18 protein-coding genes are annotated in these 21,092 nt (G+C 66.4%); 10 read left to right on the plus strand and 8 right to left on the minus strand.

What is annotated here, in order from left to right:
• Positions 1 to 25 precede the first annotated feature (25 nt).
• Complete coding sequence (gene metG, locus AAHK20_RS13050; RefSeq protein ID WP_449181872.1) at positions 26 to 2,194, plus strand: methionine--tRNA ligase; 2,169 nt, start codon at positions 26 to 28, stop codon at positions 2,192 to 2,194.
• A 100-nt stretch (positions 2,195 to 2,294) separates the two neighbouring features.
• On the opposite strand, the gene AAHK20_RS13055 is transcribed toward metG, so the two are convergent.
• Together AAHK20_RS13055 and AAHK20_RS13060 are read right to left on the minus strand one after the other, a co-directional pair.
• Positions 2,295 to 6,551 (minus strand): translocation/assembly module TamB domain-containing protein, encoded by a 4,257-nt coding sequence (locus AAHK20_RS13055; RefSeq protein ID WP_449181873.1) that lies wholly within the window; start codon positions 6,549 to 6,551, stop codon positions 2,295 to 2,297.
• A 15-nt stretch (positions 6,552 to 6,566) separates the two neighbouring features.
• Positions 6,567 to 8,384, minus strand: coding sequence for an autotransporter assembly complex protein TamA (locus AAHK20_RS13060; protein WP_449181874.1), 1,818 nt, complete (start codon positions 8,382 to 8,384; stop codon positions 6,567 to 6,569).
• A 376-nt stretch (positions 8,385 to 8,760) separates the two neighbouring features.
• On the opposite strand from AAHK20_RS13060, the gene AAHK20_RS13065 reads away from it, so the two are divergent.
• The 4 genes from AAHK20_RS13065 to panD all read left to right on the plus strand — a co-directional run bounded on the left by AAHK20_RS13065 (position 8,761) and on the right by panD (position 11,271).
• A complete protein-coding gene (locus AAHK20_RS13065) occupies positions 8,761 to 8,946 on the plus strand; it encodes a DUF3460 family protein (protein ID WP_449181875.1) in 186 nt (61 codons plus the stop codon).
• Positions 8,947 to 8,948: 2 nt separating this feature from the next.
• Positions 8,949 to 9,821, plus strand: coding sequence for a segregation and condensation protein A (locus AAHK20_RS13070; protein WP_449181876.1), 873 nt, complete (start codon positions 8,949 to 8,951; stop codon positions 9,819 to 9,821).
• A gap of 147 nt (positions 9,822 to 9,968) precedes the next feature.
• Complete coding sequence (gene panC / locus AAHK20_RS13075; protein WP_449181877.1) at positions 9,969 to 10,802, plus strand: pantoate--beta-alanine ligase; 834 nt, start codon at positions 9,969 to 9,971, stop codon at positions 10,800 to 10,802.
• An 82-nt stretch (positions 10,803 to 10,884) separates the two neighbouring features.
• On the plus strand, positions 10,885 to 11,271 hold the full coding sequence (panD, locus tag AAHK20_RS13080) for an aspartate 1-decarboxylase (protein WP_449181878.1): 387 nt from the start codon (positions 10,885 to 10,887) through the stop codon (positions 11,269 to 11,271).
• Between the two features lie 91 nt (positions 11,272 to 11,362).
• Here the strand turns inward: panD and AAHK20_RS13085 are convergent, their stop codons facing one another.
• Positions 11,363 to 11,992: a ParA family protein gene (locus AAHK20_RS13085; RefSeq protein ID WP_449181947.1), complete on the minus strand. Its 630-nt coding sequence runs from the start codon at positions 11,990 to 11,992 to the stop codon at positions 11,363 to 11,365.
• A 178-nt stretch (positions 11,993 to 12,170) separates the two neighbouring features.
• Between AAHK20_RS13085 and AAHK20_RS13090 the strand changes: the two genes are divergently transcribed.
• Complete coding sequence (locus tag AAHK20_RS13090; RefSeq protein ID WP_449181879.1) at positions 12,171 to 12,590, plus strand: PaaI family thioesterase; 420 nt, start codon at positions 12,171 to 12,173, stop codon at positions 12,588 to 12,590.
• A 136-nt stretch (positions 12,591 to 12,726) separates the two neighbouring features.
• On the opposite strand, the gene AAHK20_RS13095 is transcribed toward AAHK20_RS13090, so the two are convergent.
• Together AAHK20_RS13095 and AAHK20_RS13100 are read right to left on the minus strand one after the other, a co-directional pair.
• Complete coding sequence (locus AAHK20_RS13095) at positions 12,727 to 13,143, minus strand: DoxX family protein (protein WP_449181880.1); 417 nt, start codon at positions 13,141 to 13,143, stop codon at positions 12,727 to 12,729.
• 149 nt (positions 13,144 to 13,292) lie between these two features.
• On the minus strand, positions 13,293 to 14,828 hold the full coding sequence (locus AAHK20_RS13100) for a cobyric acid synthase (protein WP_449181881.1): 1,536 nt from the start codon (positions 14,826 to 14,828) through the stop codon (positions 13,293 to 13,295).
• 70 nt (positions 14,829 to 14,898) lie between these two features.
• Between AAHK20_RS13100 and cobU the strand changes: the two genes are divergently transcribed.
• From cobU to AAHK20_RS13120, 4 genes are read left to right on the plus strand one after another with little or no spacing between them, the layout of a single operon-like run.
• Complete coding sequence (gene cobU / locus AAHK20_RS13105; protein WP_449181882.1) at positions 14,899 to 15,462, plus strand: bifunctional adenosylcobinamide kinase/adenosylcobinamide-phosphate guanylyltransferase; 564 nt, start codon at positions 14,899 to 14,901, stop codon at positions 15,460 to 15,462.
• Positions 15,462 to 16,397, plus strand: a complete 936-nt coding sequence (gene cbiB / locus AAHK20_RS13110; protein WP_449181948.1) for an adenosylcobinamide-phosphate synthase CbiB — start codon at positions 15,462 to 15,464, stop codon at positions 16,395 to 16,397. The genes cobU and cbiB overlap by 1 nt, the downstream gene beginning before the upstream one ends.
• A 12-nt stretch (positions 16,398 to 16,409) precedes the next feature.
• The gene (gene cobD / locus AAHK20_RS13115) at positions 16,410 to 17,480 is read left to right on the plus strand and encodes a threonine-phosphate decarboxylase CobD (protein ID WP_449181883.1); all 1,071 of its coding nucleotides are present in this window, start codon (positions 16,410 to 16,412) and stop codon (positions 17,478 to 17,480) included.
• A complete protein-coding gene (locus AAHK20_RS13120) occupies positions 17,477 to 18,424 on the plus strand; it encodes a cobalamin-binding protein (RefSeq protein WP_449181884.1) in 948 nt (315 codons plus the stop codon). The genes cobD and AAHK20_RS13120 overlap by 4 nt, the downstream gene beginning before the upstream one ends.
• A 73-nt stretch (positions 18,425 to 18,497) precedes the next feature.
• Here AAHK20_RS13120 and cobC read toward each other — a convergent pair whose 3' ends face one another.
• The 3 genes from cobC to cobT all read right to left on the minus strand — a co-directional run bounded on the left by cobC (position 18,498) and on the right by cobT (position 20,985).
• A complete protein-coding gene (gene cobC / locus AAHK20_RS13125) occupies positions 18,498 to 19,109 on the minus strand; it encodes an alpha-ribazole phosphatase family protein (RefSeq protein ID WP_449181885.1) in 612 nt (203 codons plus the stop codon).
• Positions 19,094 to 19,852 (minus strand): adenosylcobinamide-GDP ribazoletransferase, encoded by a 759-nt coding sequence (locus AAHK20_RS13130; protein ID WP_449181949.1) that lies wholly within the window; start codon positions 19,850 to 19,852, stop codon positions 19,094 to 19,096. Before AAHK20_RS13130 ends, cobC begins: the two co-directional genes overlap by 16 nt.
• Positions 19,853 to 19,932: 80 nt before the next feature.
• Positions 19,933 to 20,985, minus strand: a complete 1,053-nt coding sequence (gene cobT, locus AAHK20_RS13135) for a nicotinate-nucleotide--dimethylbenzimidazole phosphoribosyltransferase (RefSeq protein ID WP_449181886.1) — start codon at positions 20,983 to 20,985, stop codon at positions 19,933 to 19,935.
• Positions 20,986 to 21,092: the final 107 nt, after the last annotated feature.

The raw sequence follows: 21,092 nt of genomic DNA on the forward strand, positions 1-21,092 counted from the left end.
TCCCCCGCAGTCCTACGAAATCCCCATGACAGCAGCCTCCACCGATTCCAACGCGCAAGCCGGCGCGGCCCCGAGCACCACGGGCCGCCGCCAGGTCCTCGTCACGTCCGCCCTGCCGTACGCGAACGGACAGATTCACATCGGCCACCTGGTCGAGTACATCCAGACGGACATCTGGGTGCGCGCGCTGCGAATGCATGGTCACGAGGTCTACTACGTCGGCGCCGACGACACGCACGGCACGCCGATCATGCTGCGCGCCGAAAGCGAGGGCATCACGCCGAAGGCGCTGATCGACCGCGTCTGGAACGAGCACAAGCGCGATTTCGACAGCTTCGGCATTTCGTTCGACAACTACTATTCGACCGATTCCGAAGAAAACCGCGTGCTGTCCGAGGAGATCTACGGCGCGCTCAAGGCGGCCGGGCTGATCGACGCGCGCGAGATCGAGCAGGCGTACGACCCCGTCAAGGAGATGTTCCTGCCGGACCGCTTCATCAAGGGCGAGTGCCCGAAGTGCGGCGCGAAGGACCAATACGGCGACAACTGCGAGGTGTGCGGCTCGACCTACCAGCCGACCGAGCTGGTGAACCCGTATTCCGTGGTGTCGGGCGCGACGCCCATTCGCAAGACCTCGACGCACTACTTCTTCCGTCTCTCGGACCCGCGCTGCGAGAACTTCCTGCGCGGCTGGGTGGGCGGCCTGGCGCAACCGGAAGCGACCAACAAGATGCGCGAATGGCTCGGCGACGCGGGTGAAGCGAAGCTCGCCGACTGGGACATCTCGCGCGACGCGCCGTACTTCGGCTTCGAAATTCCCGGCGCGCCCGGCAAGTACTTCTACGTGTGGCTCGATGCGCCGGTCGGCTACTACGCGAGCTTCAAGAACCTCGCCGATCGCGTCGGCCTCGATTTCAGCTCGTGGATCAAACCGGGCTCGCCGGCCGAGCAGTATCACTTCATCGGCAAGGACATCCTGTACTTCCACACGCTGTTCTGGCCCGCGATGCTCGAGTTCTCCGGTCACCGCACGCCGACCAACGTGTTCGCGCACGGCTTCTTGACGGTGGACGGCGCGAAGATGTCGAAGTCGCGCGGCACGTTCATCACGGCGCAGAGCTTCGTCGACGTGGGACTGAACCCCGAGTGGCTGCGCTACTACTTCGCGGCGAAGCTCAACAGCACGATGGAAGACATCGACCTGAACCTCGAGGACTTCCAGGCGCGCGTGAACAGCGACCTCGTCGGCAAGTACGTGAACATCGCGAGCCGCGCCGCGGGCTTCCTGATCAAGCGCTTCGAGGGCCGCATCCAGGCGAGCGCGATGCGCCACCCGCTGCTCGGCACGCTGCGCACCGCGATTCCGCAAATCGCCGCGCACTACGAGGCGCGCGAATATGGCCGCGCGTTGCGCCTGACGATGGAGCTGGCGGACGCGGTCAACGCGTACGTCGATACCGCCAAGCCGTGGGATCAGGCGAAAGATCCGGCCAACGCGGTCGCGCTGCACGAAACCTGCAGCGTGAGCATCGAGGCGTTCCGCCTGCTGTCGCTCGCGCTGAAGCCGGTGCTGCCGAAGCTGGCTCAAGGCGTCGAGGCGTTCCTCGGCATCGAGCCGCTGACGTGGGCCGACGCGAACGTGCCGCTCAGCGCCGAGCACCGCATCAACGCGTACCAGCACTTGATGACCCGCGTCGATCCGAAGCAGCTCGAAGCACTGCTCGCCGCCAACCGCGATTCGCTGCAAGCGACGCAGGCTGCGGCGCCTGCCGATGCGAAGAAGAAAGCCAAGACAGCGGCCGCCAACGGCGAGTCGAACGCAGCCGACGCGAAGGCCGGCGCCGACCAATCCGACATCATCTCGATCGACGACTTCGCGAAGATCGACCTGCGCGTCGCCAAGATCGTCGACTGCAAGGCGGTCGAGGGATCGGACAAGCTGCTGCAACTGACGCTCGACGTCGGCGAAGAAAAGACGCGCAACGTGTTCTCGGGCATCAAGTCGGCCTATAAGCCGGAGGACCTGATCGGCAAGCTGACCGTGATGGTCGCGAACCTCGCGCCGCGCAAGATGAAGTTCGGGCTGTCGGAGGGCATGGTGCTCGCGGCATCGGCGACGGATGAGAAGGCCGAGCCGGGTCTCTACGTGCTCGAGCCGCACAGCGGCGCGAAGCCGGGGATGCGGGTGAAGTAAGGCTCGCCGTCACGGCTGGCCGTTACGGCTCGCCGGAGAAAAAAAAGCACGCCTTAACCGGCGTGCTTTTTTTGTGCCCGAAGCTGAAGGAACGGAAGCCTCACCGTCCCCCGAACAGACTGTCGAAGCGCCTCGTAAAGTTCAGATCCATCCCCTGGAACGTTCCCCCATACAGCGAGACCGACCAGAAGCGCGTTAGGTTCAGCGTCGCCTTGAACGCGTTGTCCGCCGCTTGCAGCCCCTGCTCGTAGCCGAGCACGAGCCACTCGTTGATAGCCTTAGACACCATCACCACTTGCGGATCGGTCAGCCCCACCTCGCTGCGGCCGACCGTGAACTCGTCGAGCCCGATCGTCTGCGCGACGCGCTTGCCGGTGGCGCTGCCGAGCAACGCGAGCGCGGTCGTCATGGTGCTCTGCTGACCGAGGTTGTTGCCCTGGTCCGTGCCATGGCCGAACAGCAGCCATGAGAGCTTCTCGTTATCCGGCACGTTCGGCTCGGAGACAAGCTTGGCGACCGGCGTCTGGATCGTCCCCGTCACCTGCACACCCGCCTCGACCTCCTGATTGCGCCGCATCGCGAGGATGTTGATGCCCGGGTTGGCGACCGGCCCGTTGAACGTGAAAAAGCCGTTTTCGATCGCGAGCTTGCGGCCGAATGCCGTATAGGTCGAGCCTTCCGTCACGCGCACGTTGCCGATCGCGCGCAGCGGCAGGTTCGGCGCGGACAGCGCCGTGATCGTGCCGCGCAGGCCGAGGTCGGCGCCCTGGCCGCGGAAGCGGAAATTGTCGCCGAGGTTGAGGTCGACGTTCGCGCGCGGCGCGAAGCGGCCGACCGGCTTGTTGGTCGCCTCGATCTCCTGCGCCTGGCCCTGCACGGTGCCGTCCGAGCGCACGATCACGACGTCGTCGCCCAAATGCGGCGCGGCCTGCTCGGGCATGTCGAAGAGCGCCTTGTTGACGCGGAACTTGCCGTTGATGTCGATGCCCGCCGTGCCGCCGTTGGCGACCGTCGCGCTGCCCGACAGCGACAGTTGCCGATCGGGCGACGCGAACAGCTCGAGCTTGTCGGCGACGATGTTCGCCGTGAGATCGGGCTCGGCGCTGTCGAGGCGCACGCGTCCGGTCGCGCGCAGCGTCCCGTCGCCACCGTGGAATTCGACGTTCTGGAAATCGACGAGATTCTCCGACAGCGCGATGCGGATCACGCCGTTCTTCAACTGGACGCCTTGGTCGACGAGCGTCGCCGACAAGTTGTCGCCCGTGAGCGACCCCGACAGATTCGGCTTGGCGGCCGTGCCCGCGATGGTGAGCTTCAGTGCGAGATGGCCGTCGAGCAGGTAGCTCGGGCCGAACAGGCCGCCCGTCGTGGTCAAGGACGGCACCTCGGCGTTCACCGCGCCCGAGAGCGGCGCGTCTTCGTTGATCGCGAGGAAGCCGTCGCGCACGCCGAGCGGCACGGTGACGTTCGCATCGACGGTGCCGAGGCGGCTCGCCTGCGCGTGGACCTTCGCGGCAAGCCGCCGGCCGTCGCCGAACTCGGCGCGCGCGAGGATATCGGTGATGCCGAGCGACGACACGCCGCGCCCGGTATCGAGCGTCACGTCGCCGACGCGGCGCTTGATCTGCCAATAGCCGCTCGCCGTCTGACCGACGTTCAGATCCCAATCGCTGTCGAACACGAGATCGGTTTTGACGGGCGGACGCTGGCCGGTCAGCTCCTGCTGGATTTCCAGGAGCCGCGCGACCGAGACGTTCGACAACGACCCGGCGGTGCGGATGTTGCCGTGATCGAGCGCGAACGATTTCAGGTCGAGCGTCGCGCCTTCGAGCGTGAGCCGCGTGGCGCCGAGCACGACGCGCTGCGGGCCGGCGCTCACCGTGAGCGGCGACGCGAGATTCAGCGCGGGCATGCCCTTGTTCGCGAGGCGCGTCACCGTGCCGTCCCAGCGCGTGCCTTCGCGGCTGTCGGTGAGGCTGCCGTCGGCGGCGAGCGTCAAGTCGACCGGGCGTCCGTGCACGCTGCCCGCCGCCGCCGCTTGCAGCGTGTGCTTCGCGCGCGTGCCGGTGAGCTGGGCCGTGAGCGTCTTGAGCTCGACGCCGTTGCTGGATAGATCGCGCGCGTCGGCCGTGAACATCATCGCGCCGTGCGCGCCGTCGCGCAGTTCCGCGCGGCCTTCCGCGTGGCCGAGGCGGTTCTCGCCGAACGCGACGTTGTCCGCCTTGTAGGCAAGCTCGACGTTCGGATGCGGGAACGATCCTGTCACGTCGCCGTCCGCCTGCACGAAACCGGCGAGACCGAAACCGAGACGGTCGAGTTGCGGCGCGTCGACGTGGAATTTGAGCCGGTCGCGCGGCGTGCCAAAGCTGCCGTTCAGATCGACCGTGTTGCCCGCGATCGACAGGTTCACGCTGCTCGGCAGAATGCGCGACCCGGCGAGCTGAATGGTGCCTGCGCCCGTGAGCGGCTTGCCGTCGTAGACGCTCTCGCCGAGCTTGAATTGCGCTTTCGTCGTCAGCGTGGGGCCGAGCACGCCGGTGGCGGTCAGCGTGCCGTTCACGCGCGCTTCGATCGAGCGGTTGGCGGCCGGCGCGGCGGAGTTGGCGGCAGCGGCCGGTTTGCCGGTCTCACGGCTCGCCTGCTTCGATGCCGCTCCCGGCGTGCCCGGTGTGCTCGATGCACCCAAAGCCCGCTTCCCCGCTTGCTTGCCCGCCTTGCCCGCCGCCGCTTTGCCTGCCGACGCCTTGCCGGGCGCCATCAGCGACAGCGGATCGAAATCGGTCAGCACGGCCTTCACGTCGTAGCTCGAATGCGCGTCGTGCTTGAGCGCGCCCGAGAGATCGATGCGGCCCTTGCCGGAACTCACGCGGACGTTGTTGAACGCGATCTGCGCTGGGTCCTGCGTCACTTGCGCCTGAGCGCGCAGCGCGGCCTTCGGGTCGGCCAGATCGAACGTAATCGCCTGCTTGGAGCCGTCGAGCGTGATGCCGATCGGACCCGCGAGCGCCGTCTGCCGCACGCTCGCTTCGAACGTGTTCAGATCGAGCCCGGCCACGCGCAGATCGAATTTGCCCTTGCCACCCGCGAGCGCGCCGCCGCCCGTCAGCGTCGCATTCTTGACGAGGCGCACGTTCAGGTTCGAGATGCGCTGCTCGCGGGCGTCGAGCCGGACGTCGGCATGCGCGTCGATGAGCGGCAGCAGGTGCTCGCCGATCTCGCCGGGTTTCGCGTTGACGATCGACACCTGGCCGGCGACGACGAAGTCGCTCGTCGAAGCCGGAGCTTTCCCGGCCGCGACGGCACCCGAGGCCGACGGCGCGCCGCCCGCCATGGTTTTCTCCGGAGCCTGCCCGGTCACCGGCGCCAAGTCCGCGCGCACCGCCAGATCGGCGAACGGCGCGCCGGGGCTGAAGGCTTGCGGATTGACGTGATCGAACGCGAGCGTCGCGCGCGTGAGCGGCACGTCGGCGAACGGCGCGGCCTCGACGCGCGCCTGGCCGGCGAGCTTCATGCCGGTCGCGTCCAAATCGGCGACGAGCGCCTCCAGCGTGCCGGAGACATGCGCGCGCACCTGCACCGGCTCCTCGTTGACCTTGCCGGAATAGCCCGCGTTGCCGGTGAGTGCGAACGGCCGCACGCCGTCGAGCTTGGCCTCGGCGGTCAGCGCCCCGAACGGCGTGTCGAGCCGCTCAACCGACGCCTCGTGGTGCCGGCCGTCGCTGCGTCCGCGGAAGATCAGGCCGGAATACTCGCTCGTCGACGTCCCTTCGTGCAGCACCAGCTTCTCGACGCGCAGATCGCGCACGTCGAGCTGCATCGGCAGCTCCAAGTCTTGCGGCAGCACGGTCGGCTCGGTACTCGCAGGCGACGGGACGATGCGCGCGTCGATCGTGCCGAGATGCAAGTAGTCGACCGTAAAGCGCCACGGCGAGCGCGTGAGGCCCCAGCGGCCCGAGATGCGGTCGATTGTGATCTCGTCGCCCTTATCGTTGCCTTTAACGTCGAGGCTGCTGCGCCATGCGACATCCTTCAGGCGCACGCCGCTCGCCAGCGAGCCGCCCACGACCGTGCCGGCGAGCCGCCCGCCCAGCACCGAAACCGCCGTCTGCCACGCGAGGCGCGTGCCGCGTTCGGTTGTGATCGCGCCGTACAGCAAACCGCCCGCCAGCACGACGAGAAACACCATGAAGACGAGCGTGCGAAGAAGCGCCGTCAGCACGCGATAGCGGCGGCGCTTCTTCGGCTTCTCCGGCGGCGTCTCGCGCGGAGCGGGAGCGGACGCAGGCGTACCCGGCTCGTCGGGAGGCGGGCCGGAGGGCGGCGTCGTAGGCGGGTTGGCGGAGTCGTCCGTCGTCATGCTGCGTTGTTTACGTTAAAAGGCAATGCCGAGCGTCAAGTACGGCCGCACGCTCTTGTCGCGCAAGCCGTAGGCGAGGTCGATGTTGACCGGGCCGACCGGGCTGCGCCAGCGCGCGCCGAAGCCCAGGCCCGGGTAGAACACTTTCTCGCCCCAGGTATCGGTGGCCGTGCCGATATCGAAGAACGTGGCCGCGCCCCAGTCGTGATTGAACCAGTGCTGGTACTCGGCCGAGCCGGTCATGAGGTATTTGGTCGGCAGCACCGAGCCGTCGACACTGTTACCGATGCTCTGGAAGCTATAGCCGCGCACCGAGTTCGAGCCGCCCGCGCGAAACAGCAGCGAAGCCGGCACGCCGCTCGACGGCCCGCTCGTAAACACCCCGCCCACTTCCGCGCGAAACACGAACAAATCGCGCTTGCCGACGGGCAGGTACTGCTGGCCGCGCGCGTAGCCGCGGATGAAGGTCTGGTCGGTCAGCACGTTCTTTACCGCGAAGCCCGCCTCGGCGTGGATCAGGTTGCCCGAGCGCGGGAACAGCGGATCGTCGGTATTACGGCGCGTCCAGGACCACTGCGGCACCAGCGCGCGGCTAGTCGTCGGGCCGACCGCGTTTTGATCGAGCCGGTCGTCGTAGAACAGGATCGAGTACGTGTAGTCGATGTTCTGGCTCGTGCGCGCCCGCTGCGCGCCGACGCGCGCACTGTAGATCGTCGTGCCCGACACATTCGTGCTCGTGTAGGACGCGAGCGCGCTATTGGTCCAGCCGCGCGCGCCGGGCGGCATCGCGAGCGTGATCTGGCCGTACTGCTGGATCTGGTCGAGCCGCCCCTGGACCGATAGCGGCCACGCCGCACCGAATGTGTTGAGGTAGGAGTACGAGCCCTGCACGTGGGCGCCAGTATCGGTCGCATAGCCGACGCCGCCGCGCACGCTGTTGTACGGATACTCGCTGACCTTCACGTGCACGGGCGTCTCTTGCGGCTTGTTGACGTCGTCGCCGACATCGATCGCGACGCTCGCGTAATACGGGGTGTTCTGCAGCTGGCGCTGCAGCTCGGCGATGCGCTGCGCATCGTAGATTTCGCCCGTGTGAAGCGGATTCACGTTGGTGACGATCTCGCCGGGATAGCGCCGCACGCCGCTCACGTCGAGCGGGCCGAGCGTGAAGGTGGGGCCGCTGTCGAATGTAACGGCAAGCTCGGCGTTGTGCGTGCGCGGGTCGATCCGCGCTTCCGAGCGCTGGATCTTCGCGCCCAGATAGCGGCGCGACTGCAATTGCTTGAGCGCCGCGTTCTTCGCATCGTCCCAATCCGATTGCGTGAACGGATCGCCTTCGCGCAGCGAGAAAGCGAAGCGCGTCGCGGTTTCCTGTTGCGGGTCTTCCGTCAGCACCGGCCCCTTGAACGAGAGCGTCACCGACGCAACCGTCGTGCGCGGCCCCGGGTCGACGCTCACTTTCACATCCTTCTTGCCCTTGATCGTACGAACGTCGGTGCGCACGACCGGCGAGAAATAGCCGGCCGTCGCGGTGAGGTCGCGGACCTGCTGCGGCGTGGCGGTGATGAGAAAGGTGAACTGGTCGTCGCTGATGTCGTCGCGCTTGGCGAAGCGGGAGATGTCCAGGTGGTCCTTGAGCAGCTTTTTGATCGATCGCGGCGCGTCAATATCGACGTCGTATTTCGCGCTCGCCGGCATCGCGAAAATAAGCAGCAGCCAGCCGACGATCGCCGTAAGCGCGCCACGCGACACGCGCGCGCGACGGCGCGAACGCGACGGGGCGCTGCCCGCGCAATCGGACGCTGCGCGCGAGCCGCGCGACAGGTGGGACACATACCCCGGCAAACGGGACCTCCGGCCTTGTTGTTGATGTCGAGTTGAATAGCACGAGTTGAATCGGCGGCACCGGGTCAGAAAACTTAAACGGGCCCTCCCAGAAACGCGTATTTGACCATACGAGCGCAGCCGACCTGTCTATGCGCGCCGCGCGCCGCCCGGCGGGACCCGCCTTTTCCAACCAATCGGGTGCCTGGCGAGCGGGTGCGCCCGGAGCCGGTATGCCCGCCTTGGACGGCTCTAATTTCGAGACGTTCCACGCGGATGCACACACGGATAGGTCGGCTCGCGCGCTTGCTGTAAAATTGCGGCTGATCAAACGGCGGCGCCCGTCCCACTAGGCTTGCCGCCCCATTTCCGAGACCGTCGAGCCATGTATCAGTCAGACATCACGCAATTCCTGAACCAGTTGAAACAACAAAAACCGAAGCTGGAAGAAGAACAGCGCCGCGGCCGCGCGCTGCTGTGGGACAAGCAGCCGATCGATCTCGAAGAGCGCGCCGAGCAGAAGGAATCGCGCGTCGAGCAGACGCCCTACGCCTACTACCAGAACTTCTGAGCGTGACCGCTGCCGCCGACGACGCCCGTCGGGCGCAGGTATCGAGCGCTGCGCTCGCCGCGCCCGTCACGGACTCGACGCCCGACACCGTCGACGGCATCGCTTTCGCACGCCTGTACGGCGAACCGCTCTTCAAGCTGCCGCAAGACCTCTACATCCCGCCGGATGCGCTGGAGGTCTTCCTCGAAACGTTCGAGGGCCCGCTTGATCTGCTGCTCTACCTGATCCGCAAGCAAAACTTCAATGTGCTCGACATCCCGATGGCGGATGTGACCGTGCAGTATCTCGGCTATGTCGAGCAACTGCGCAAGACGAATCTCGAGCTGGCGTCCGAGTATCTGCTGATGGCGGCCATGCTCATCGAGATCAAGTCGCGGATGCTCTTGCCGGTGAAGAAGGCGGATACCGGCGACGAAGCGGAAGACCCGCGCGCCGAACTGGTGCGGCGCCTGCTCGAATACGAGCGCATGAAGCTCGCCGCGCAGCGGCTCGATCAGATCCCGCAGCTTGGCCGCGATTTCCTGCGCGCCGAGGTGTACATCGAGCAGAGCATCACGCCGCGCTTTCCCGACGTCGACACCAACGACCTGCGCGCCGCCTGGGCCGACGTCATCAAGCGCGCGAAGCTCGTGCAGCATCACAAGATCTCGCGCGAGGAATTGTCGGTGCGCGAACACATGAGCGTGATCCTGCGGCGGCTGCAGAACGTGCGCTTCGTCGAGTTTTGCGAGCTGTTCGATGTCACGCGCGGCGTGCCGGTCGTGGTCGTCAACTTCATTGCGATGCTCGAGCTCTCGCGCGAATCGCTGATCGAAATCACGCAGGCCGAACCGTTTGCGCCCATTTACGTGCGGCTTGCGTATTTGCCGGCTTAGTTGACCGCTTGAGGGACAGTCCGGTGATTTTCAGGCCCTGTGTCGCGAAAATCCACTACAATCCCGCGCTCCGAGCCCTCTCTCGGCACGGACGACGAAAACCGCGCCCTTGCCTGCCGGCGTCACCGCTCGACGAATACACCGATCATGAAAGTCATCAGCTCGATCCAAGAATTGCGCGACCAGTTGCGCGGCCAGAATCGCACGGCGTTCGTGCCGACGATGGGCAATCTTCATGAAGGGCATCTGTCGCTGATGCGCCTCGCGCGCCAGCATGGCGACCCGGTCGTCGCGAGCATCTTCGTGAACCGCCTGCAATTCGGCCCGAACGAGGATTTCGACAAATATCCGCGCACGCTCGAAGCCGATATCGAGAAACTGCAAAAGGAAAACGTCTACGTGCTGTTCGCGCCGACCGAGCGCGAACTGTACCCGGAGCCTCAGGAATACCGTCTGCATCCGCCGACCGACTTGGGCGACATCCTCGAAGGCGAGTTCCGGCCGGGCTTCTTTACCGGCGTCTGCACGGTCGTGATGAAGCTGATGTCGTGCGTGCAGCCGCGCGTCGCGGTGTTCGGCAAGAAGGATTACCAGCAGCTGATGATCGTGCGGCAGATGTGCAGCCAGTTCGCGCTGCCGACCGACATCATCGCCGCCGAAACAGTGCGTGACAACGACGGCCTCGCACTCAGCTCGCGCAACCGTTACCTCACCGAGACCGAGCGCGCCGAGGCGCCGATGCTGGCCATCACGCTCGGCCGCGTCCGCGAGGCCGTGCTTTCGGGCAACCGCGATTTCGCCGCGATCGAGAAGGACGCGATGGCGAGCCTGGCCGCGCGCGGCTGGAAGCCCGATTACATCGCGGTGCGCAAGCGCTCGAACCTGCTGCCGCCGGCCGCGCACGAAACCGATGCGCCGCTCGTGGTGCTCGCCGCCGCGAAACTCGGCGCAACGCGCCTCATCGACAACCTCGAAATCTGACGGGCGGCGCCAGGTATCACGCACCGGTCTGCCGCGTAGTCGCTCTCAGTTCCCAAGCCCAACGAAGTCGGAAGGAAAGATCATGCAGCGCCATATGTTGAAGTCGAAGATTCACCGGGCCGCCGTCACGCACTGCGAACTGCACTACGAAGGCTCGTGCGCGATCGACGAAGACCTGCTCGAAGCGGCGAATATCGTCGAGAACGAGCGGATCGACATCTGGAACATCAACAACGGCGAGCGCTTCTCGACGTATGCGATCAAGGGCGAGCGCGGCACCGGAATGATCTCGCTGAACGGATCGGCGGCACGGCGCGCTCAGCTGGGCGATCTCGTGATCATCGCCGCGTTTGCGATGGTCGATGAGGCGGAACTCAAGGCCGGCTGGACGCCGGACCTGGTGTTCGTCGACGAGAACAACAAGATCAAGGGAAGCCGCGGCCACGTGCCGACTCAGAACTGGACCTGATGCCGCGGCGAGCACGGGCGGGCGTGACGCGAACCCTACGCGGGACGGCGCCCTTCCCCGCCTAGGCCAGCCCTTCCGTCGGCCTTCTGCCTCAGTGCTTCTTGTTCGCCCATGCGATGATGGGAGCCCATTGTTCGAGATCCTTTTCGACGCGGCTCTTCGCGACGTCCCACAGCGTGAGGCCGTGCGCGGCGAGCTGCACGTAGTTCTGCGTATCGCGCAGAAAGCCGAGCACTGGCAGCTTCAATCCTTCGACGAATCGATGCAGTTGCTCAGCCGAGCGCGTGCGCGAATCGACCCGCATCCCGACCACGCCGATTTCGATCGAACCCTTGCGCACCGCCTTTTCCTTCGCGAGCCGCTCCAGAAAGTGCTGCGTCGCCAGAATGTCGAACATCGACGGCTGCAGCGGCACGATCACCTTGTCCGCGAGTTCGAGCGAAACTTCGAACCGGTTGCCGTGCAGGCCGGCGGGCGTGTCGATGACCGCATGCTCGAGCCCGCGCGGCGGTTTCGCGGGCGCATCCATGTCGATCTGCCATTCTTCGATCGGCGGCATGCCCGCCGGCCGCAGGTCCAGCCACGCATGTGACGACAACTGCCGGTCGAGGTCCGCGAGCGCCACCCACTCGCCGTTCGCCGCAAAATAACCTGCCAGATTCGTCGATAGCGTGCTCTTGCCCACGCCGCCCTTCGGATTCGCCACCACAATCACCGTCATGAACTCTCCCGGTAAGAAGGCCAGCAAGGCGGCGTTTTCCGCGTAGCGGAGCACGCCGCTGCCGGCCGGTTTGCCGTGCGTCGCTTTCAACCGCTTGATAATATCGGCAAAACCGTCCTGGCCGAAGCCCTCCGTATGGCGAAGTCCGGCCTCCCTCCCCTTTGCAAGAGCCCGATTCATGTCCAAATTGCGTCCGGAAATCACCCCCGAGAGCCTGCACGAACGGCAGCGCGGCACCCTGCCCGAGCTGCTCGGCATCCGCATCACCGACCTCGCGGAAGGCACGCTGACCGGCGAGCTCACCGTGCGAAGCGAGCTGCTCGCGCCGAACGGATTCCTGCACGCGGCCACGGTCATCGGTCTCGCGGATACGTGCTGCGGCTATGCCTGCATCGCGCACTTGCCCGAGGGCGCCCGCAACTTTACGACTATCGAACTCAAAAGCAATTTTCTCGGCACGAGCCGCGAGGGCACGATCCGGGCGGTGGCGACGGCCGTCCACCTGGGCCGCAGCACGCACGTGTGGGACGCCACGGTGCTCGATCCGAACGGCCGCAAGATGGCGATCTTTCGCTGCACGCAGATGATTCTGACTTGACCGTTTGGCGTGCCGTCTCGACGACGCACGGAGCGGATAACAAAAAAGCGCGCGGAATTCGCTTCCGCGCGCTTTTTTTCATTCAGCCAGCCGGTTCTGGCCTTGGCGTTGCTGCCGGTTCAGGCAATCAATCGCCTCAAGCCGCCGCTGCCCGCGGGGCCGGCTGTTGCGCCAGGGCAAACACCCCGCCGCCGAGCAACGACTGGACCACGAGCGTCACCGCCCAGAACGCCGGGTATTCCCAGCCGCCGTTCGGCGACGCGAAGCCCCAGCCGTTGTGCAAGTGCGCCGACATCGCGCCGAGCATGAACGGCAGCAGCACGAGCGCCACCCAGCGCACCTGCACGCCGAGCAAGAGCGCAATGCCGCCGAACAGCTCGACGAAGGCCGTCACATAGCCGAGCCAGCCCGGCAAGCCGAGCGATTGGAAGAACTGCGCCGTGCCCGGCAGCGTGAAGACGAAGATCTTTTGCAGGCTGTGCGCGAGATACAGCACGCCTAGTGCGATGCGCAGAATGGTGGCGGCATAGTCAGCCGAACGGTTCGAGTTCATGGTCGGTTCCCTTGAAGTAAAAAGGATGGCGGCAGTGCCACCTGGTGGAACGGACTGTATTCGAATCGAATGCGGCGATAAATCGCCTGCAGCGCTTTAATTATTTCCTATTGGGAAGCAATAGCGCCAGGTCCGAGTGCACTCAACATTCAGCGGAACTCGGCAAACAGGCGCCGCAAGTCCACATGCTCGGCGAGCGTATCGGCGAGCCGCTCGAGCGACGCTTCGCGCAATGCCGGGTAGTCGAGCGCTTCGGCGTCAGCGAGCCCCGCCCAGCCGAGCAGCGCCGCGCATGCTTGGGGCGTGTCGAAAAGACCATGGACATAGGTCGCGAGAATCTGTCCGTCGGCGGAAAGCGCGCCGTCCGGACGCGAGTCGCCGTTGCCTTGGCCGTTTGAAGAAGCGAGCCGCACGGCGGGCGCCGCAAGCGCCGGTCCCTGCGTTTCTCCCATATGAATCTCGTAGCCCGCCACCGGCGCCGCGCCTGCGATCGTCAGATGCCCGGTCACGTTCACAAGCGTCTTCTCGCGCGCGAGCGTCGTCGAGAAATCGAGCAGGCCGAAGCCGGGCATCGTTCCCGGCGTTCCTTCGACGCCATGCGGGTCCGCCACCTCGCGCCCGAGCATCTGCATCCCGCCGCAGATGCCGATCACGCGTCCGCCATAGCGCAAGTGGCGTTTGAGCGCCTCGTCCCAGCCGTGCGAGCGCAGCCACGCGAGATCGCCCTGCACGTTTTTCGAGCCCGGCAGGATCACGAGATCGGCCGATGGCAGCGCCCCGCCGCGCACGTAGTGGAAATCGACCTGGGGATGCGCGCGGAGCGCATCGAAATCCGTGTGGTTGCTCACGTGCGGCAGCACCGGCACGACGACCCGCAACGTCCGCGCGGCGCCCCCCGCCAACGACGACGCGTGCAGCTCGCGCGGCAGCATGTCCTCTGCGTCGAGCGTCAAGCCATGCAGGTACGGCACGACGCCGAACACGGGCTTGCCGGTCTGCGCTTCGAGCCAGTCGAGCCCGGGCTTGAGCAGGCTCACGTCGCCGCGAAACTTGTTGATGACGAAGCCGCGCACGCGCGCGCGCTCGCTCTCCGACAAGCACGCGAGCGTGCCGATCAAATGCGCGAACACGCCGCCTTTGTCGATATCGGCGACGAGCACGACCGGGCAATCGACGCCCTCGGCAAACCCCATGTTCGCGATATCGCGGTCGCGCAGATTGATCTCGGCGGGACTGCCCGCCCCTTCGACGACGACCGCGTCGAACCCCGCGCGCAGACGCGCATACGACTGCAGCACGGCTTCGAACGCGACCGGCTTGTACTCGTGATAAGCGCGCGCATCGAGGTTCAGGCGCGCCTTGCCGTGGATGATGACCTGCGCGCCCTTGTCGCTCGTCGGCTTGAGGAGCACGGGGTTCAAGTCGGTGTGCGCGTCGATGCCGGCGGCGACCGCCTGCAGCGCCTGGGCGCGGCCGATCTCGCCGCCGTCGACCGTCACCGCGCTGTTGAGCGCCATGTTCTGCGGCTTGAACGGCGCGACGCGCAACCCCGCGCGACGCACGAGCCGGCAGAGGCCCGCGACGAGCGTGCTCTTGCCTGCATCCGAGGTCGTCCCCTGGATCATCAGGGTGCCGTGCGGCGCGGGCAGAACGTCGTCGGATAAATCGGGCTTGGAGGCGGACATTGCGTGGGATTGCGTGGATTAGGCGGCAACGAAGCCGGCCATTATCCCATCGCGCCGGTACAATCACGCGATGATTTCGCGCGACCTCACCTTCGTCCTCGGCGGCGCACGCTCCGGCAAGAGCGCCTACGCCGAACGGCTCGCGGCCTCGAACGCGCGGCCCGTCACTTATATCGCCACGGCCCTCGTCGCTTCTGGCGACGATGAATTCGCACAGCGTATCGAGCACCACCGCGCGCGGCGTCCCGAGCAATGGGATCTGATCGAAGCCGGCGCCGATCTCGCTGATGCACTACGCCGCGCCGACGGTGACGATCGTTGCATCCTCATCGATTGCCTGACGCTGTGGCTCGCGGGTCTGCTGTGTCCGCCGGACGCCGCGGCGCTTTCCAACGATGCCTATGCAGCGCATCTGAATGCGTTCGAAGCCGCGCTTGCTGATGCGCGCGGCAAGGTGATCGTCGTCAGCAACGAGATCGGGCTCGGGGTCGTGCCGCTCGGCGCCGAAACCCGCCACTACGTCGACGAACTCGGACGCCTCAATCAGCGCATCGCGGCGCTCTCGACGCAGGTCACGCTGATGGTCGCGGGGCTGCCGATGATCGTCAAACCGTCGAGCGGTCCCACGTGCTGATCCTCTCGCTGCCGCTCACGGCCACCCTCGCCACCGCCGCCGTCGCGCTCGATCAATGGCTCGGCGAGCCGCGCACCGCGCACCCGCTCGTCGGCTTCGGACGCGTCGCGCAGCGGCTCGAAGCGCGCCTCAATACGGGCCGGCGCGGCCGCCCGCTCGGCATCCTGGCGTGGTGCGCGGCAGTCGTGCCGCCGGTCGCCGTCGCCGCATGGCTCGTCGCGGCGTTGCCGTTCGCGCTCGCCTGCCTCGTGCATATCGCGCTCCTGTGGTTCGCGCTCGGCGCGCGCAGTCTGCGCGATCACATCGAGCCGATCGCGCGCGCCCTCATCGCGAGTGACCTGCCGCAAGCGCGCAAGCTGACCGCGCGCATCGTCTCGCGCGAGACCGAGCATGCGGACGCCGCGGCGCTCTCGCGCGCCGCCGTCGAATCGGCGCTCGAGAACGGCAACGATGCGATCTTCGGCGCGCTCTTCTGGTTTGCGATCGCGGGCGGGCCGGGCGCGCTCGCGTTCCGCCTCGCGAATACGCTCGATGCGATGTGGGGCTATCGCACGCCGCGCTATTTGCGCTTCGGCTGGGCGGCCGCCCGCTTCGACGACGTCCTCAACTGGGTTCCAGCCCGCCTCACCGCCACGAGCTACGCGCTGCTCGGCGATACGTTCGCCGCGTGGCGCTGCTGGCGCAATCAAGCCCGCTTGTGGGACAGCCCGAACGCGGGACCGGTGATGGCCGCCGGCGCCGGCAGTCTGAATGTGTTGATCGGCGGGCCGGCGGTCTATCACGGCACGATCGAAGAACGCCCGACGCTGGGTGAAGGTCGGCCCGCGTCGCCCGCTCATGTTGGCGCGGCGCTGATGCTCGTGCAGCGCGCGGTGTTTCTGTGGCTCGCGGTGCTGATCGTGATGGCCCTGTTAGGCGTGTCAATTCATAACTGAGCGTAACTGAGCATGGCTGACCTCGACACACCACGCGCGCCGCGCGCGATCGTCCACGGCGGCAATCTGCACGAGGCCGCGCGCCGTTACGGCATTGCGTACGATACGTGGCTCGACTTGTCGACGGGCATCAATCCGCATGGCTATCCGGTGCCACCGGTGCCCGCCGATGCGTGGCGGCGGTTGCCCGATGAAGGCGATGCGCTCGCCGAGTGCGCGGCGCGTTATTACGGGGCGAACGAGGCGCTTATCGACGGGTCATTCGCGTTTAACAACGTACTTCCCGTTGCCGGCAGTCAAGCCGCGATTCGCGCCCTGCCCGCGTTGCTGCCGCACGCGAGCGTCGGGGTCGCGCCGCTCACGTATGGCGAGTACGCGCCGGCGTTCGAGCGCAACGGCCATCGCGTCACGCCGCTCGATATCGGTTGCGCGACGCTGCCTGCCGACCTCACACATGTCATCGTCGCGAATCCGAATAACCCGACGGCAGAACGCTTGAGCGCGGCGCAACTGCTCGATTGGCACACGCAGCTTGCTGCGCGCGGCGGCACGCTGATCGTCGACGAAGCGTTCGCGGATGCGACGCCGGGTGATTCGCTGGCATCCCATGCACATCGGCGCGGCCTCGTCGTGCTGCGTTCAGTCGGCAAATTCTTCGGCCTTGCCGGCGTGCGCGCGGGGTTCGTGCTCGCCGAGCCTACGTTGCTCGACAAACTGCGCGACATGCTCGGCGCGTGGACGGTCAGCGGACCCGCCCGGCATGCCGTGATGGCCGCCTTCGCCGATCGCGATTGGCAGCAAGCCATGCGCTCTCGGCTCGCCGACGATAGCGTCCGTCTCGCCGATTTGTTGCGCGAACAACGATTTATCGTGCACGCGACGCCGCTCTTCGCCTGGACCGCCGATTCGCGCGCTCAAGCGTTGCATGAAACGCTTGCGCGACGCGGCATCTGGACACGCTATTTCGCGGCGCCGTCGAGCGTGCGCTTCGGCCTGCCCGCGAACGAAGCCGAATGGACGCGCCTCGCTCTTGCGTTGCGCGAATGCGTCGCTGAAATCGAGAATACGAAACCCGCTTCATGATCCGTTTTGCTTCCTGCTGCCGCGCGGCCAAACCACTGCTGTTCGCGTTCGCAATCGCACTGACCGCGCTAACGTTCGCATCGCATGCGCACGCAGCGATCACCGCGACCGACGACGCCGGCGCCACCGTCACCCTGGCGGCGCCCGCCGAACGCGTGATCAGCCTCGCGCCGCACGTCACCGAGCTGATCTACGCGGCGGGCGGCGGCGCCAAGGTGGTCGGCGCGGTGTCGTACAGCGACTACCCGCCCGAGGCCAAGAACATCCCGCGCATCGGCGACAACAAGTCGCTCGACCTCGAACGCATCGTCGCGTTGAAGCCGGACTTGATCGTCGTCTGGCGGCACGGCAACGCGCAACAGCAACTCGACAAATTGCGCGATCTGCACGTGCCGATGTTCGTCAGCGAGCCGCACAAGCTCGACGACGTCGCGACGAATCTCGTGAAGCTCGGCGCATTGCTGGGCACATCGCCAGTCGCGAACGCGGCGGCCGGCGCGTATCGCGCGGATATCGCGCGACTGCAAGCGCGCTACGCCGCGCGGCCCACGGTCAGCGTGTTCTATCAGGTCTGGGACGAGCCGCTGATGACGCTCAACGGCGAGCACATGGTGAGCGACGTGATCAAACTATGCGGCGGACGCAACGTGTTCGCGCAGCTTGGCCCCCTCGTGCCGACGGTGTCGACGGAAGCGGTACTGGCCGCGAACCCGGACGCGATCGTGACGGCAAGCGCCGGCGCAACCGTTCCCGACAAGCCGCTGCCGAGCCTCGATAAATGGCGCAAGTGGCCACGCTTGACGGCGGTCGAGCGCAACAACCTGTTTGCCATCGACGGCGACCTCATCAACCGGCCCGCGCCGCGCATCGCGCAAGGCGCCGCGCAGCTTTGCGAAGACTTGGAATTGGCTCGCTCGCGGCGGCCGCAGAACGCTGCGCGCTAAGACATTAAAGACACGCGATCGATAACAGCGTGCATCCGATTCAAGAAACGTCGCTTATTGGCGCCAACAGACGCTAGACGTTCCAACGCACGAGCGCCCACTCGCCCGACACGGAATCGCGCCGCAGCCAGACGATGGCGGCCATATCGAGCGCCCATTGCAGGCACTGCTCGAGCGGCACGCGCAACGCGAACGATGCGATCACGCGCATCACGCCCGCATGCGTCACGACATGGCACGCTGCGCGCTCCGCCGACGTGAACGATGCGAAGCGCTCATCGACGCACGCATCGAACCACGCACGCACGCGCGCCTCGAATTGCGCGACGCTCTCGCCGCCGTGCACGCGCGCGTGCTGCAGATTGCCCGCCCATTCGTCGAGTTCCGCGCGGTCGATGTCGTCCCAGCGCATGCTTTCCCAGGCGCCGAAGTCGATTTCCTGCAAGCGGGCGTCGAGCATATGCGCACAACCGAAGCGTTGCCCCAATACCGCGGCGATGCTCACGCAGCGCGTCAACGGACTCGACCACAACGCAAGCGGACGCGGCGCCTCCAGCTTCTCGAGGCGCGCGGCGAGCGCATCGGCCAATGCCGGCGCGTCGCCCGCGAGCGGCACGTCGGTCCTGCCGTAGCACACGCCCGCATCGATCGCGGAGGCCGGATGACGAATCAGGATGAGATCCATCCGAGCATGACCAGGTAGATCGCGATTTCGAAGATCTGCTGCGCGCAGCCAAGACAGTCGCCCGTATAGCCGCCGATGCGCCGTACGAAGTAGCGGCCGAGCAGCACACGCAACACGATGAGCACGGCAAGCGCCGCGCAGCCCGCACGCCAGTCGGGCCAAAAGAGCCACGGCAGGCCGAACACCGCCGCGAACGCAAAGGCGAGTGGTGACATGCGCTGCGCGACAGGTTTCGCCTTTCCTTCGGGCCTCACGTAGTCGAGCGTCACGAGATAGCTGACTGCCGTTACGCGGCTCGCCGCGTGCGCGGCGATCATCAGCCAGGCTGCGCGCATCGGCGGCAACGCGGCGAGCGCTTGCCACTTCAGCGCGAGCGCAATGACGAGCGCGATCGCGCCGAACGAGCCAATGCGCGAGTCGTGCATGATGCGCAGCACGTCCTCGCGCGTATAGCCGCCGCCGAACGCGTCGCAGGAATCCGCGAGACCGTCTTCGTGAAAGGCGCCGGTGACGGCGAGCGTCGCCGCCATCGAGAGCAGCACCGCGATCCCAACCGGAAACACCCGCAGCGCGGCGAGATACGTCAACGCGCCCAAGCCGCCCACGAGCACGCCGACGAGCGGAAAGTAGCGTGCCGACGCGCTCAGATAGCTCGCCTCGAAGCCGACCCAGCGCGGCACCGGAACGCGCGTGAAATAGCCGAGCGCCGTGAAGAAATAGCGGACTTCGGCGAGCAGACTCACCGGCGGCTTCTCGGGCAGCGTATCGGGCAACTTCGCGGGCCGTGCCTCCCCTCGCCGCTCGACGCTTTCATCGCGCGCCATCATGCATCGCGGTTCGCGACGCCCGCCGATTCGAAGCTCGCCATCTCGGTGAGGAACGCGACGGCCGCGCGCACGACCGGCAACGCGAGCGCCGCGCCCGTGCCTTCGCCGAGCCGCATATCGAGCGCGAGCAGCGTCTTCGCGCCGAAATGATCGAGCATGCGGCGATGCCCCGCTTCGTTCGACGCATGCGCGAACACGCAGTACTGGCGCACCGCGGGCTCGAGCGAATCAGCGACGACGAGCGCCGCCGTCGCGATGAAACCGTCGACGAGGATCGTCATCTTCGCTTCGGCCGCGGCGAGGTACGCACCCGTCATCATTGCGATCTCGAAGCCGCCGAACGTGGCGAGCACGTCGAGCGGATCGCTGCTCGCCGGATGGAAGGCCAGCGCCGAAGCCAGCACGTTGCGCTTCTTCGCGAGCCCCGAGTTGTCGAGCCCGGTGCCGCGCCCGACGCATTCGTCGATCGGCGCGCCGCACAGCCTGCTCATCAAGCACGCCGCCGAGGACGTGTTCGCGATCCCCATCTCGCCGAAACCGATGACGTTGGTGCCGAGCGCCGCGTGATGACGCACGCGCGCCGCTCCCGCCGCGAGCGCGGCACGGACTTGGTCGAGCGTCATCGCGCGCTCGTGCGCGAAGTTGCGCGTGCCGCGAGCGATCGGAATGTTCACGAGGTTCGGCGCATCGGGCAGCGGCGTCGCGACGCCGGCATTGACGACTTCGAGCGTGAGCCCGGCGAGGCGGCTGAACACGTTGATCGCTGCTCCGCCCGCGAGAAAGTTCGCCACCATTTGCGCGGTGACGGCCTGCGGAAACGGACTCACGCCTTCATGCGCGATGCCGTGATCGCCCGCGAACACGATCATCACGGGACGCTCGACGCTCGGACGCGTCGTCTGCTGGATCAGACCGATCTGTCGCGCAAGCGTCTCGAGCAAGCCGAGGCTGCCGGGCGGCTTCGTCTTGTTGTCGATGATGTGTTGCAGCTCGGCGCGCAATGCGAGGTCGAGCGGCTCGACGATGGGAAGCGGGATTGAAGCATTCATGGTCATGTCTGGATAAATTCGAATCTGGCCGGCGTAGCGCTGCGCATTGCTATACAGCCCATATCACGCGCGCCCATGCGGCCTGCTATCACGCTGCGGCCACCATA

This window comes from Trinickia camelliae, assembly GCF_053525655.1.

Bases quoted from the DNA above. Each gene is read 5' to 3' on its own strand.
- metG (WP_449181872.1), top strand. From the start codon at position 26: ATGACAGCAGCCTCCACCGATTCCAACGCGCAAGCCGGCGCGGCCCCG.
- AAHK20_RS13055 (WP_449181873.1), bottom strand. From the start codon at position 6,551: ATGACGACGGACGACTCCGCCAACCCGCCTACGACGCCGCCCTCCGGC.
- AAHK20_RS13065 (WP_449181875.1), top strand. From the start codon at position 8,761: ATGTATCAGTCAGACATCACGCAATTCCTGAACCAGTTGAAACAACAA.
- panC (WP_449181877.1), top strand. From the start codon at position 9,969: ATGAAAGTCATCAGCTCGATCCAAGAATTGCGCGACCAGTTGCGCGGC.
- panD (WP_449181878.1), top strand. From the start codon at position 10,885: ATGCAGCGCCATATGTTGAAGTCGAAGATTCACCGGGCCGCCGTCACG.
- AAHK20_RS13085 (WP_449181947.1), bottom strand. From the start codon at position 11,992: ATGACGGTGATTGTGGTGGCGAATCCGAAGGGCGGCGTGGGCAAGAGC.
- AAHK20_RS13090 (WP_449181879.1), top strand. From the start codon at position 12,171: ATGTCCAAATTGCGTCCGGAAATCACCCCCGAGAGCCTGCACGAACGG.
- AAHK20_RS13095 (WP_449181880.1), bottom strand. From the start codon at position 13,143: ATGAACTCGAACCGTTCGGCTGACTATGCCGCCACCATTCTGCGCATC.
- AAHK20_RS13100 (WP_449181881.1), bottom strand. From the start codon at position 14,828: ATGTCCGCCTCCAAGCCCGATTTATCCGACGACGTTCTGCCCGCGCCG.
- cobU (WP_449181882.1), top strand. From the start codon at position 14,899: ATGATTTCGCGCGACCTCACCTTCGTCCTCGGCGGCGCACGCTCCGGC.
- cobD (WP_449181883.1), top strand. From the start codon at position 16,410: ATGGCTGACCTCGACACACCACGCGCGCCGCGCGCGATCGTCCACGGC.
- AAHK20_RS13120 (WP_449181884.1), top strand. From the start codon at position 17,477: ATGATCCGTTTTGCTTCCTGCTGCCGCGCGGCCAAACCACTGCTGTTC.
- cobC (WP_449181885.1), bottom strand. From the start codon at position 19,109: ATGGATCTCATCCTGATTCGTCATCCGGCCTCCGCGATCGATGCGGGC.
- cobT (WP_449181886.1), bottom strand. From the start codon at position 20,985: ATGAATGCTTCAATCCCGCTTCCCATCGTCGAGCCGCTCGACCTCGCA.